Source organism: Mesorhizobium sp. M0601, assembly GCF_040320845.1.
Taxonomy (GTDB): Bacteria; Pseudomonadota; Alphaproteobacteria; order Rhizobiales; family Rhizobiaceae; genus Mesorhizobium.
On sequence record NZ_JAMYQK010000054.1, the window covers coordinates 19,989 to 33,370 of the forward strand.

Annotated in this window: 10 protein-coding genes and 3 pseudogenes; 5 read left to right on the plus strand and 8 right to left on the minus strand. The window is 60.3% G+C overall.

Annotation, left to right across the window (positions count from 1 at the left end; genetic code table 11):
- Positions 1–8: 8 nt before the first annotated feature.
- A complete protein-coding gene (locus NKI41_RS30110; RefSeq protein ID WP_352686390.1) occupies positions 9–1,262 on the minus strand; it encodes a sarcosine oxidase subunit beta family protein in 1,254 nt (417 codons plus the stop codon).
- Positions 1,263–1,358: 96 nt separating this feature from the next.
- Between NKI41_RS30110 and NKI41_RS30115 the strand changes: the two genes are divergently transcribed.
- A complete protein-coding gene (locus NKI41_RS30115; RefSeq protein WP_352686393.1) occupies positions 1,359–2,372 on the plus strand; it encodes a GlxA family transcriptional regulator in 1,014 nt (337 codons plus the stop codon).
- A 166-nt stretch (positions 2,373–2,538) separates the two neighbouring features.
- Here the strand turns inward: NKI41_RS30115 and NKI41_RS30120 are convergent.
- The 4 genes and pseudogenes from NKI41_RS30120 to NKI41_RS30135 form a co-directional block, all read right to left on the minus strand.
- A pseudogene (locus NKI41_RS30120) lies at positions 2,539–4,016 on the minus strand (trimethylamine methyltransferase family protein).
- 339 nt (positions 4,017–4,355) lie between these two features.
- Positions 4,356–5,384 carry a GlxA family transcriptional regulator gene (locus NKI41_RS30125; protein WP_352686396.1) on the minus strand — a complete coding sequence of 343 codons (1,029 nt, stop codon included), beginning with the start codon at positions 5,382–5,384 and terminating at the stop codon, positions 4,356–4,358.
- Between the two features lie 73 nt (positions 5,385–5,457).
- On the minus strand, positions 5,458–6,804 hold the full coding sequence (locus NKI41_RS30130; RefSeq protein WP_352686398.1) for an NAD(P)/FAD-dependent oxidoreductase: 1,347 nt from the start codon (positions 6,802–6,804) through the stop codon (positions 5,458–5,460).
- Between the two features lie 329 nt (positions 6,805–7,133).
- Positions 7,134–8,081: pseudogene (locus NKI41_RS30135) on the minus strand (oligopeptide/dipeptide ABC transporter ATP-binding protein); the annotation flags it as partial.
- Here NKI41_RS30135 and NKI41_RS30140 point away from each other — a divergent pair.
- The 4 genes and pseudogenes from NKI41_RS30140 to NKI41_RS30155 all read left to right on the plus strand — a co-directional run bounded on the left by NKI41_RS30140 (position 8,061) and on the right by NKI41_RS30155 (position 11,757).
- Entirely contained in the window at positions 8,061–8,759 is a 699-nt protein-coding gene (locus NKI41_RS30140) for a hypothetical protein (RefSeq protein WP_352686418.1), read from the plus strand. The pseudogene NKI41_RS30135 and the gene NKI41_RS30140 overlap by 21 nt on opposite strands.
- A gap of 143 nt (positions 8,760–8,902) precedes the next feature.
- Positions 8,903–9,106 (plus strand): annotated as a pseudogene (locus NKI41_RS30145) (IS5/IS1182 family transposase); the annotation flags it as partial.
- A gap of 115 nt (positions 9,107–9,221) precedes the next feature.
- Positions 9,222–10,478: an aromatic ring-hydroxylating oxygenase subunit alpha gene (locus tag NKI41_RS30150; protein ID WP_352686401.1), complete on the plus strand. Its 1,257-nt coding sequence runs from the start codon at positions 9,222–9,224 to the stop codon at positions 10,476–10,478.
- 7 nt (positions 10,479–10,485) lie between these two features.
- Positions 10,486–11,757 (plus strand): flavin reductase family protein, encoded by a 1,272-nt coding sequence (locus tag NKI41_RS30155; RefSeq protein WP_352686404.1) that lies wholly within the window; start codon positions 10,486–10,488, stop codon positions 11,755–11,757.
- On the opposite strand, the gene NKI41_RS30160 is transcribed toward NKI41_RS30155, so the two are convergent.
- From NKI41_RS30160 to NKI41_RS30170, 3 genes are all read right to left on the minus strand, one after another.
- Positions 11,702–11,899, minus strand: a complete 198-nt coding sequence (locus NKI41_RS30160) for a hypothetical protein (RefSeq protein ID WP_352686406.1) — start codon at positions 11,897–11,899, stop codon at positions 11,702–11,704. The genes NKI41_RS30155 and NKI41_RS30160 overlap by 56 nt on opposite strands.
- A 346-nt stretch (positions 11,900–12,245) precedes the next feature.
- The gene (locus tag NKI41_RS30165; protein ID WP_352686409.1) at positions 12,246–12,560 is read right to left on the minus strand and encodes a LysR substrate-binding domain-containing protein; all 315 of its coding nucleotides are present in this window, start codon (positions 12,558–12,560) and stop codon (positions 12,246–12,248) included.
- A complete protein-coding gene (locus NKI41_RS30170) occupies positions 12,550–12,966 on the minus strand; it encodes a LysR substrate-binding domain-containing protein (RefSeq protein ID WP_352686412.1) in 417 nt (138 codons plus the stop codon). Before NKI41_RS30170 ends, NKI41_RS30165 begins: the two co-directional genes overlap by 11 nt.
- Between the last annotated feature and the right edge of the window lie 416 nt (positions 12,967–13,382).

Genomic DNA, 13,382 nt, shown 5'->3' on the forward strand with positions numbered 1-13,382 from the left:
GGCTGGCCTCAATGCAGGTTCGGCTGGGCGCCCGCGCCCTTTTCGTCGATCACATAGCCCCGCGCGAACCGGTCCAGCCGGTAGGCGGCAGCGGTTTCGTGGGGGCGGTCGGTGGCAAGCAGATGGGCGAAGGCGTAGCCCGAAGCGGGTGTCGCCTTGAAGCCGCCATAGCACCAACCGGCATTGAGATAGAGCCCGTCGATCGGCGTGCGGTCGATGATCGGCGAGCCGTCCATCGACATGTCCATGATTCCGCCCCACATGCGTAGGAGCCGCGCGCGCCCGATCATCGGCATCACCGCCATGCCGCCTTCGGCGACATCCTCGATTGTCGGCAGATTGCCGCGTTGCGCATAGGAATTGTAGCCGTCGATGTCGCCGCCGAAGACGAGGCCGCCTTTGTCGGACTGGCTAATATAGAAGTGGCCTGCGCCAAAGGTGATGACGCCCGGAATGGTCGGCTTCAGCCCCTCGGACACGAAAGCCTGCAGCACATGGCTCTCGATCGGCAGCTGCCCCATACCCGCCTGCGCCATCACGCGGCTGGTGGAACCTGCGACGGCAACGCCGACCTTCTTCGCGCCGATAGTGCCACGCGAGGTCTCGACGCCCTTCACCCGGCCGTTCTCGATGCGGAAGCCCGTGACCTCGCAGTTCTGGATCAGATCGACGCCCGCCCGGTCGGCACCTCGCGCATAGCCCCAGGCGACGCCGTCATGGCGCGCAGTGCCGCCGCGGCGCTGCAGGAGGCCGCCTTTCACCGGAAAGCGCGCATTGTCGAAGTTCAGGAACGGGATCATCGCGCGCAGCGCGTCGCGCTCCAGAAGCTCGGCATCCGCACCTGCCAGAATCGCAGCATTGCCGCGCCGGCGATAGGAGTCGCGCTGGCCGTCGGTATGGAACAGGTTGACCACGCCGCGCTGGCTGACCATCGCGTTGAAGTTGAATTCCTGCTCCAGATTTTCCCAGAGCTTCATCGAGAATTCGTAGAAGGGCTCGTTGCCGGGCAGCAGGTAGTTCGAGCGGATGATGGTGGTGTTGCGCCCGATATTACCCGAGCCGAGCCAGCCCTTTTCGAGCACGGCGATGCGCGACTGCTTGAACGTGTTCGCAAGGTAATAGGCCGTCGCCAGACCGTGCCCGCCGCCGCCGACGATCACGTAATCATAGACGGATTGCGGCTCGGGATTGCGCCAGAGCGGACGCCAGCCCTTATGGCCGGTGAGGGTTTCCCTGATAACACGAAGCGCTGAGAAACGCATAAGAACACTTTCGGCAACATCATTGCGTTCGCCTTCATCGCATGAACGTTCAAATCGCGCGTATCTAAACTAGACACATAGTGTACTATTCAGGACATGAAATCGTCCCACCACCCCCGTCGCTTCGGTTTCTTCCTGTGCGACGGCTATGCGTTGATGTCGGCTGCCGCCGCCGTCGAACCCTTGCGCGCGGCCAACCTGCTGACCGGGCGAACGCTTTACGAATTGCTTCTGTTTTCCGATCTAGGCGGCAAGGCTCGGTCTTCGGTCGGCAGCTGGTTCGATACCGCGCCGATCGGTGAATCCGCGTCGGAGCTCGACATCCTGTTCGTGGTCGCGGGGGGCGATCCGCTCAGCGTCGATGCCGAACGACTGTCAGGCTTTCTGCGGAGGCTCTCCGTGCAGGGCGTGGCACTCGGCGGAATTTCGGGTGGGGCCGCGATCCTGCATAAAGCAGGACTCTTAGAGAGGCGCCGTTTTACCATCCACTGGAAGCATTATGATGCGCTTCGCGCCAGCGCGCCCGATGCCTTGATGGAACGGCGGCTGTTCGTGATCGACCGCGACCGTTTCACCTGCGCGGGCGGCTCGGCACCTTTAGACATGATGCACGCTTTGATTGCCGCCCATCACGGCGCGGGCCTGGCGCGCGAAGTGAGCGACTGGTTTATCCATACCAGTCTGCGCCCGGCTGACGACCCTCAGCGCCTGGATGCAACGTCGAAATATGGCGTACACCATCCAGCACTTATCGCCATGATCGCCTTGATGGAAGATCACATCGCCGATCCCATGAGTCTGCCCCAACTCGCCACACTGTCGGGTATCGGCGAGCGGCAGCTGGAACGGCTGTGCAAGACGCAGCTCGATCAGTCCGTCATGCAATTCTACCGGGAATTGCGACTGTCCAAAGCGGTCGATCTTCTGCGCCAGACCACGCTTTCAGTCACTGAGGTGGCGTTGGCGACCGGCTTTTCCAACAATGCCCATTTCGCCCGTGCTTACCGGCAGCATTATGGGACTTCGCCAACGCAGGAGAGGCGCCCGACTGTGAAACGGCAAAGTACGACCTCTTATCACGATCGGACGACCAGCCGACGATGCCGTTAGGCAGCATGTCACAGAACGGGTCGCCGATCTGCGACGGACGGAGTTCGCCGCTTTTGCGATACCAGAAATAAGCCCGAACGGTCATGCCACCCGCCCTCGCAGCCCCGGACCCCTGCAGCCATCACCACCAACTGAACTGGCCTACGGTCGCTCACCCAACTAACCGCTACGGGTCGCCGCCGCCGATCTCTTCGCACCGTTTCGCAACATAGGCGTCGAGTTCCTCGGCAATCGCGGGATCAAGTTTCGGTTCTTCGTATTCGGCAAGTGCCCGCTGCCACAGCGCCGTTGCGCGGTCGAGCGCATCATGCGCTCCCGCTTCGAGCCACGCGCCATGATTGCTCCAGTCGGAAAGCATGGGCGGTAGAAGGCGCTCTCATAACGCGCCATCGTGTGCTCCGCCCCGAAAAAATGCCCGCCCGATGGCACGCTTGCCATCGCCGCAAAACCCAATGCCCCTTCCGAGCAATCGAGCGGCTGCAGGATCTCCATCATGTTCTGCAGTATCTCGACGTCGAGGATGAGCTTCTCATAGGACGCCGTCAGCCCGCCTTCGAGCCAGCCTGCGGCATGATAGATGAGATTCGCACCCCCCAGGATGGCGCCCCACGTGGCGTTGACTGTCTCGTAGGCCGCTTGCAGGTCCACCGCGTTCGAGGCATTGCTGTTGGAGCTCCGGTACGGCAGCCCATAGCGCCGCGCTAGTTGCCCAGAGATCAGATTGGCCCGCGTGTTTTCCGGCGTCCCGAAGGCGGGAGCGCCCGAGCGCATGTCGACGTTCGAGGTGAAGGCCCCATACATCACCGGCGCGCCGGGATTGACGAGTTGCGTGAGAACGACGCCGAACAGCGCCTCTGCATTCTGTTGCGCGAGAGCGGCGGCGAGCGTCACCGGCGTCATCGCGCCCATCCGGGTAAACGGAGTGATGGTGACCGGCTGCCCCAGCTCGCACATGGCAATCAGCCCGTCGCCCATGGCTTCATCGAAGAGCCGCGGCGAATTCACCGAGATGATGGTAGTCACACCCGGCTCGCGTTTCATCTCGTCAAGCGAAACGCCGCGCGCGATGGCCATCATCTTTATGCCGTCAAGTGCACGGCCTCGTCCAATAGCTGTGCAGTGATAGCTCCGATCGCTGTAGGTTAGGTTGGCGCGGTAACAATCGAGATGCCGCGAATTGGCCGGAAGCTCCTGCGGTGCGGCCACCTGGTTGCCTATCATGTGAATGGCGTTGAAGTGATGCGCCAGCCGGATGAAGTTCTCGTAGTCGTGCAAGTTTCCAGAGCGCCGCCCAATCACCCGATCATGCACATTGGGCGGCCCCGCCACGAGACCAAACACCACATTGCTATCGCCAAAGAACAGTTTCCACGCCGGATTGCGCGAGGTGAGTGTGAAACGCCGCGGCGCCGTCTTCAACGCCGCGTTGACGATGCTCTCGTCGATGCGGATGATCTTTTCGGACCGGTCCACCTTCGCCCCAGCTCTTTCAAACAGTGTCATGATATTCTCTGCCATGACACGGATGCCAAGCTCGGACAGCACTCGCATCGAAGAAATATGAATCGCCTCGATTTGCTCAGGCGTCGCAGCATTCACTGGGTCGAAAGGGTTCTCGACGACCCGCCAAGGAAGCTGCGAAATTTTTCCTCAGCTGCGCTCTGACTTACCCCGCCTGCCTCCTGTCCTCCGTTCACTTAACCTCATCGTAGATCCCTTCCTTCCGGAGACGAAATTGTTCCACAACAAGAACGAGTTATGACACGAAATACAGCTATTACTGACACTCGCATAAATTATATTCGTGGCTTGTTGGCTGCCGTAGAGGCAGAATTTCTCACAACGCTTCGGCAAGAAATTGCGTTCGCATGTGATCAGTGGTAATACTTGGCATGTTGTGTCTAAGGGCATGTAAACGCGCGGCTACCAAAACAGCGCCTTGACGCATGCCTCCAAGCTGTTGTCTGACCCCTCGGGCTTCGTTCATCGTATGCTTCGTGCCCACTTGACGCGGCGGCCTTCTTTTTCGAAGCGGACGGCATCGCGCTGACGCTCACTCGACGGTGAATGCCCGAACTGTTCCCTATAGCAGGCGGAGAAGTAGGAGCTGGTACAGAAGCCTGTCGCCATCGCGATATCCACATTGGCCAGGCTGGTATGGAGAAGCAGATCCCTCGCTTGTTCCAGGCGCAGCGTCTTGTAGTGCCGTGCGGGAGTCTGGCCCGTATGGCGCTGAAACATCCTTTCGAGATTGCGTACGCTCAACCCGACCTTTCGGGCGATCTCGGTGCTGCTTAGCGGGTTTTCGAAGTTCTGCATCATCAGACGCGCGGCTTGGCCGAACTGCGGCGGCAGTGTGTCCAGGCGCACCGAGCTGCCCGAGCGCTGTTCGACGCTTCCGGTTCGGATCCGATCAACTTGAAACTGATTGGCGATGGAGCGGGCGAGGAGATCGCCGTGGTTTTGGGCGATGATGTGAAGCATCAAATCGAGCCCCGCCGTCCCGCCCGCGCAGGTGTAACGGTTCTTGTCGATGACGTAGAGCTCGTTGCTGAGCTGAATGTAGGGAAACTCCTCGCGGAAAGCCGGCTGCCCCTCCCAGTGAAGCGTGCACCGCGCATCGTTTAGCAAATTGGCTCGCGCAAGAAAGACGGCCCCCATGGACAGCGCCCCCATCCGGCATCCTTCGCGTGAGCGCCGGTTCAGAATGACGTTGAGGCGAGTCTGATCTTTTGCGACAAGCGTCATGCCAGCGCAGACAAAGAGATAGGCGGGCTGCTTCGATAGGCCCAATCGCTCGTCGACATTAACGGAAATGCCATTTGACGCATTGGCCGCCGCGCCGTCTTCTGACGAGAAACTCCAGCGATAGGCCTCAAAGCCAAGCAACCGGTTCGCCGCCCGTAGCGGCTCGATGGCGCTGCTCACGGACATCAAGGAGAAGCCGTCGAGCAACATGAACTCGACGTGTTGAGGACATTCTTCCTGACCCTTTTCGGTGATCGGCGTCATCTCTCTGATCAACGAAAAGAGAAAGCCGGGCACAAGTCCTGACTTTCAACTTTTCGGCTTAGACTGTTTTGGGTCAGCTCCAAGGATATGGACTGTTCGAGACAGGGTGAAGTTCCCCTGCTGCGTAGCGACCCAGACGGAACGGCTCGAGCAGCGAGGATTTGTTTCCAATCACCTCTTCTGCGACCAACGCGCCGAGACCGATCATCTTGTAGCCGTGGTTAGAGTCTGCAATCATGTAAACGTTCTCACGAAACGCTTCAAAGACCGGGAAGCTGTCAGGCGTGAAGCAACCGATGCCTCCCGAAGGCTGCTTGTGGTACTGAGGCATTGTGCCTTCAAAACGCTTGTGGCAATGCGCCAGCGCCGACACCCACATATGCGCGAATTCAGGGCTTGAAACAAATTCTGGCGAGGCTGGGCCATAAGGATCGATCTGGACCTGATCGACTGGAGTGTCGACCTTGTACGGCATCGCACCGCCCTGGATGCCGCCGAAATTGAAATCGGGCTTGTAGTAGATGCCCCACATGCTCTCAGTGATGATGCTGCCATCGACGGCGGAATAGAGCGGGGCGTCAGTATCGACATGCATCACCGGCGGCATCTTGCCGTCATTGGTTTTGAACGCGTCCGGTTCGACACCGAGCACGCCTTCCTCGAGCTGCCAGAAGCGCCACATCGGAATGCCGTCATGCAGCTCGCCGTCCTTGCTCTTGATCGTCACAGTATCGGGCAATTCGGCCATCTTCCAGAAATCGCGAACCCAGGGGCCAGCGCCGACCACGAGATAGTCGCAGGCGATATGTCCGCGATCGGTGTCGACGCCGGTCACGGCCGAACTGGCTCCATTGGCGAAGGTCATGCCTTTGACGGTGACGCTGCTGAGAATCCGCACGCCTTCGCTCTCTGCCTTCTCCGCCAGCGCATAGATGGCGGCAGCGTTGTGAGCGTAGCCACCCTTCTTCTCGTGCAGCACCGAGGTGATATTCTTCGCCTGCCAGTCGGAGAACAGGTCTTTCATATAGGCGTCGGACTCTTTGGCGCCTTCCACGAAGACCGATTCATAGCCGATCGCCTTCTGCTGCTCGTAGATCGAGCGCACGTCATCGCGCATCGATTCCGAGCTGATCTGCATGTAGCCGACGGCGTTATACTGGTAAGCCTTCGCATCGCTTTCCCAGACACTAACCGAATGGGCCATCAGCTCGCGCATGGCGGGCTGGAAATAGTTGTTGCGAACGACGCCGCAGGCAATACCCGATGCACCGGCGGCGATTCCGCTCTTGTCGATGACGAGGATGTCGCTTCCGCTTCCCTTCCGGGTGCGCTTGAGCGCCAGTGCAAGGTGGTAGGCCGTCGAAAGCCCGTGAATGCCAGCGCCGATAACGAGGTACGGGGCCGCCGTAGGGAACGCCATGGTCGATCATCTCCAGTTTGTCAGCCAGCTGCTCTTCGCCTGTCTATGTTCGGCATGATCATCCAGCTATGACACGCAGAATGTCGGAATAACGTCAATCCGCGCAAGAAAACCGGCAGCTGGGGATTGAAGTTTCTACAAACCCCGGTACTCGCCGGCCTTTGCCGTGCAAGTCCATGGTCTTACGCTAAGTGGCGATCGGCTGACGTTTTTCCGACACCGCTTCGTTTCGAAATCCGGATTCTCGCCGACGATGAAACGACAATGCCGAGCTGAATGCGGGTCTCGGCCATGGGTGCCGCCGTTGGGTAAGTGTCTTTGGAGGTGTCTTAGTTGGCAAGGCAGTGGCGAGGCTCAGAATAGGTAACATGGCAACGGATTGAGTGGCCGGGAACCTCCTCGCTCAGCGGTGGCTCCCGCGTCTCGCATACCACACCGATCTTGCGCGGGCAGCGCGTGTGGAAGACGCAGCCCTTCGGCGGATTGGCGGCGCTCGGTATCTCGCCGTCGAGGCGTATGCGCGAACTCTCCGTCCGGTCGAGCTTCGGAACCGTCGACAGCAGCGCTTCGGTATCGGGTGATGCGTGCCGGAGAACTTCCGACGGGCCGAACTCCATGATGCGGCCGAGATAGAGCACCGCGATCTTGTCGGAGAGATAACGCCCACGCCGAGGTCGTGCGAGATGAAGATGTAGCTGACATCCTGCTTCGACTGCAGCTCGGCCAGAAGGTTCAGGATCGCCGCCTGCACCGAGACGTCGAGCGCCGAGGTTGGCTCGTCGCAGACGCCGTCATCAGGCGAGACCAGGCCGAGCAGAAGCCTGGCAAAGATCGTCTTGCCGCTGCCGGAATCCCCACCAGGCCGTGTGTCTCGCCGGGCCTGAGGCTGACCGACACATCCTTGACCGCCTTGAGCGCAGGGCCGTGGCTGGCATAACACTTGTTCAGCCCCTCGACGCGCAGCACCGGCTCCGCCGCTTTCGGCGCGGCGAGCGCCACGTCGGCGGGCGTCGTGCGCGGCAATGATTGCGCCTTGCCATGGTAGTGGCAGCGCGACAAGCGGCCGTCGCCCAGATCATAGAGCGGCGGCGGCTCCGCGCGGCAGCGCTCGGTCGCCAGCGCGCAGCAGTCGGTGAAGGCGCAGCCGACGATCGTAGCGCCGATGTCGGGCAGGAAGCCGGGGATGGTGTCGAGCCGCCCTGGTCCTTGCGCTGGCCGCCGCGCGGCAGGCAGCGCAGAAGCGCCACGGTGTAGGGATGGCGGTGATCGTTGAAGACGTCGAAAAACAGCGCCAGATCGAGTTGGTGCTCGAACAGGCGCGATATGAGGCCATCAGGGCGCGCCGACAGTATGACACGGTCGACCCTGAGAATCGTCTGGTTGCTCACGAACTCGAGCGCCGGTGGAACGGCGCCCTCGCGGCCGGACGCGCACTCGAGGAAGAACTGGAGGCCCTGGTCCGACAGCGGCCGGCCGCTTTGAGCGCCGAGGAGCGCCAGCGCCTATTGCAAATGGGGGCCGACCTGGAGGCCGCCTGGCATCATCCGGCGGCCACTGCCGTCACGCGTAAGCGCATCATCCGGGTCGTGTTGCGCGAGGTCGTGGCACAGGTCGAGGGTGACCAGATTCATTTGCTGTTGCTGATCCGCGCCTGCGCGCGACTGATGCCAGACAAGGGCATTGCCGGACTACTCAACCGGGCAGGAAAGGGAACAGGTCGATCGAATGGATGGTCGCAGTCGCGTGTACGGGGCTTCCGCAACACGCACGGCATCGCGGTCTACCGGGATGGCGAATGGGCCGAGCGCGGCGAAGTGACTGCAGCCGCCAGGATGCTCAATCTGAGCTCCGCGACGGTCCTTCGCCAGCTTGCCGCCGGCATCATTCCTGCCGAGCATATTGCAAAGGCGCACCATGGGTCATCAAACGACGGGAAATCGAAGATTCGCGTCTGATCGAGTGCGTCAGGCACTCAAGGCGCCCGTCATCACCAAGTTCGGAGCAAAAGACCATTGACTATCAATAATGTAGCCAGATGGGCATTATGACGCGGGACCAGGTCCGGTGGTGGCACTGGCCTATATCGCGACCATCGACATATCACGGCCACAACGCCCCGCTCACCCACAGGTTTATGGTCTTTACCTCCTTGCCTCTGGTCAGAAACGCCGTGCCATACCGGCCATCAAGCGCCAGATGCGCCAGCGTTCCGTCATCGAGCCACGTGACGGGACATGTCAAGACCGAGCACCGAATGGGCTGCAACGACCTTGCCGGCGAGCACGGCGACGCCGTCAACGCTGACCACCTCGAGCCTTAGTCCTACGCGAAGTTGCGGTCGGCTGACGTTTTTCCAACACCGCTTCGTTTCGAAATCGGCAACTGGAATGGATGTCTTTCCGTTGCGAGGCAGCCCGATGAGCAACCCACAAGTCGCCAGCCATGAACAGAAGACCCGCGAAGCGCTGGAGCGCTGTGTTGACGGCTATTCGTTACCCCAGCAGTTCTACAGCGATCCCGATATCTACCGGACGGATGTCGAGGCGGTTTTTTTCAAGGAGTGGCTGTTCGTCGCGCCGGAATGCGAGCTCCCCGATCCGGGAGATTTCGTCACCGTGCAGATCGACACCACACCCGTCGTCGTCCTCAGGGATCAAGAGGGCGAGTTGCGTGCCTTCCACAATTCCTGCCGTCATCGCGGCTCACGCCTGTGCAGCGAGCATCGCGGCAACAAGGCACGCCTGGTTTGCCCCTATCACCAGTGGACTTACGATCTGGACGGCCAGCTGCTTGCGACACGCTATATGAGCGAGGATTTCGATCCGTCCAAATTTCCCCTCAAGTCGGTCCACGTCCAGACGCTGGAAGGGCTGGTCTATATCTGCTTGGCCGACGAGGCGCCGGACTTCGAATCCTTCAGGAAAGCCGTCTCGCCTTATGTCGCGCCACATGAGCCGCGCCGCACCAAGATCGCCTATGAATCGGTGATCGTGGAGGAAGCGAACTGGAAGCTCGTGATCGAAAATAACCGCGAATGCTATCATTGCGGCGGTGCGCATCCCGAACTGCTGGTTTCCCTGGTCGAAATGGCATTGCCGGAAGATTCGCGCTTCGGCGAAGAGTTCGAGATCATGCAGCAGAAGGCGCGCGACTGGGATGCGCTCGGCCTGCCCCATGCGCCGGTTGATGGCGGCCTCGAGTTTCGCTGCATCCGACTGCCTTTTCGTAAGGGCGCCGTTTCTATGACGATGGACGGTCAACTTGGCTGCCGCAAGCTGCTAGGCGAACTGACAGATCCCGATCTTGGATCGGTGCGTATGTTCCATGTGCCGAACAACTGGAACCATTTCCTGTCCGATCACATCATTGTTTTCCGCGTTCTACCGCTCGGGCCCGATCGCACCGAGGTGCGGACGCTATGGCTGGTGCACGAAGACGCGGTGGAAGGATGGGACTACGAGCCCGAGCAGCTTTCAGAAGTGTGGCGGATCACCAACGATCAGGATCGCGTGCTCGCCGAGGAGAATCACAAGGGCATCAAGGCCGCTGGCTACGAGCCCGGTCGCTATTCCGAAGTGGCAGAGTTTATGGTGGTGAACTTCATCAACTGGTACCGTCTACGGCTATCTAACCAGTTCGATGAGCCGCGGCACTGTCTGATGGCGGCGGAGTAAACCATCCATGGCGCAACACGCGAGCCTTGCGCCGCGGGCCTTTCCGAAGCCCGGCGTGCCCGTTTTCGAACCGGACGAACTGCGTCTTGTGCTTGTTGATCGGCGCGCGGAAACGGCTAACGTCACAACTTACGTCTTTGAAGCCATCCGCCAAGATGGGCAGATATTCCGACATCATCCGGGTCAGTCCCTGTCACTTACTCTGCCTTCAGGAAGCAATCTATTCCAGCGCAGCTTCACAATCGCGTCAGGCGGCACGGACGGCAACCGCATCGAACTGACCATCAAGACCGGTGGGCAGGCGCAAGCGACGCTCTGGATGCACAAATATCTGCGTATCGGCGATACGCTCGCTGCACGTGGCCCATTTGGACGTTTCAGTCTTGTGCATGCGCCAAAGGCGCCGCTGTTGCTGGTGGGCGCGGGCAGCGGTATGACGCCGATAATGTCGATGCTGCGCTGGCTTCGGACGCGTGCAGACACGCTCGATATCGCATTGGTGCAGCTGGCGCGCTCACGCGCCGACGAGCTCTTCGCCGACGAGATCGGTGCCATGGCGGAGGCAATGCTCAACCTGTCTGTTCATCTCTGCTTGTCTCGGCCGGATGAAAAATGGACGGGTTTGTCGGGACGAATCAACCGGCCGATGCTGCGCGGAGTCGTGCCTGACATGGCGCGTCGCGTCGCGTTCTGCTGCGGCCCCGAGCCTGTGATGAAGGCGACGCGCGCGATCTATCTTGCAGAAGGCGGCGTCGAAGACGCGTTCGTCACAGAGACCTTTGGCGGCGCAGAGCACGACGCTGCCTCGCGTCGACGACAGATTGCCATGCCCGCTGTTCGTCCTGTTGAAAGACTCTCCCAAGTCAATCTGTCTGTTCCCACGCCTGTCGACCAAGGGGCGCGGTGCCCGGCACCGCAGATGCGCGAGAGGTCAGAACCCGCATCTGCGCCGGTTCCTTCCGGCGAAGATTTGATGATCGGTTTTAGGGGGAAGAATTTTCCCGCCAAGCCAGGGGAGTCGATCGTTGCCGCCGCAGCCGCGAGTGGGCTGCGTATTCCGACCGGCTGTGGTGAAGGTTCTTGCGGCACCTGCCGAGTCCGTCTCATGAGCGGCCAAGTCGACATGCGCGACCAAGGCGGTATTAGCCGGCGCGACAAGGCGGTTGGCTATATCCTCGCTTGTTGCTCCTATCCATTGAGTGATCTTGAAATCGTGAATGAGCTCACAGGTGTGGATCAGGCCGTTGTCGTGTCTCCGCCGATAGCGTCCTCAATATAGTCGGAATCGAGAGAGGGAAGGGTGCTGTCGACGACCGCAGGAGACAATGCAGATCGTAATAGTGCCGCGAAACCCGCTGGCCTTCCTGCCGCAGTTCACCGCGCCACTCATACCAGCGGCGCAAGCCATGGGCGATCACCACCTTGTCCCAGAAGGTGGGCGTCGCCTGGTCACATCGGGCACTGCAAGGTCAGTGCCTGCTGTTTCCTCGGCGACATAGGCGGTGATCGTAATGAAGAGTGGGTGTCGAGCGCCGATTTCGCGCCGGGTTCGAGACGTATCGCCGGTCGGACATATGCTTCCGTCCGCTTCAATCGCCTGGTCACAGGCGGCCGCAATTGGAGGCCAGGGGCGGATGGGACCCGGACGGCGGAAATGGCGTGGATCCGCAACAGGCAAACGGCGTCACGGCGCGCCTAAAAGCCGAGGCCTCGACAAGGACTTCAAGGCCAGTCCACTCTCGGCCGTCGCGTTCCTCGCGTACTCGTTCACCATGAGTTTTGAGTCATTCCCTTAGCGGCTGAAATACTTTTCGGCGTCTTTAGTAATATATTCCACGAAGTCCAGACAAATGAGCGATAGAAGGCGAACTTTGGAAGCAGAAGGGCGATGTCCCAGTGGATTGCGGGCTCAACTGGGATGAATTTGACCCTTTCGCCGCACTCGCCCACAGCGACACAAGGATCCACTAAGGCGATGCCAGCTCCCGCCCCGACAAGGGTAAGAATTCCGTGTTGAGTACGGGCTTCCAATCGAACGCCCACTTCAATCCCGGCACTCTTGAAGGCACGATCAACGAACACTCGGAAGGGGTGTAGTGGCAACAGCGGCAATAAAACGTTCGCCGGCAAACTCTTCTATATTCATCACGGACTTTCCGGAAAGCATGTGGTCGAGAGGAACAGCACATAACGCGCTCTGACGCCGAAGAAATCGCACTGATACCGCTGTTTGCGGAACAGGCAGTACCACTAATCCCAAGTCATACCATGTTTCCGCAATCCAACCGGGGATGTGCGATGACGGTTCGGTATCCAGCTCCATGCGAACTTCTTTGTGTTTTACATGATAAGCGGCAGCCAAATGCGGCACAAAACCTTCTGAATAGACGGTTTCTGAGGCGATTCGTATCCGGGTATTGCGCATTGGCTGATCGAGATCGTCGAGGCGGCGGGCCTTGAAGGCTGTTACCATATCAGTTGCGATCACCAAGGTGTGCCGGGGCTCAACGGCGGCGCCTGCCTCACCGCCCGCGACCTCGCGCGCTACGGGCTACTGTTCGCGCACAAGGGCGAGGGTGTCGACGGTCGTGGTGTCGGCGATGCCGCCTTCATCGAAGAGACGCGCCGTAATCCGGGTCCTGCCTTGGCGAAGCCGCGCGACTGGACAAGTTATAGCCGCCAAACGTACACCGATGGGACGTGGTTAGGCCACGGCGGCTATGGCGGTCAGTACATGCTCGCAAAACCCCGACACCGGCACTGTAGTCGTTTACTTCAGCGTGCTAGCCGCCTTGATGCACGGCGATGAGGTTTTGGCTGCCTGAAGCGGCGATGTGGCCGCTGTTGGGCGCTTTTCCGCGAACCTCGTCAGGCGCCGGCGGTGATCCGTCGTGATGGCAGGTG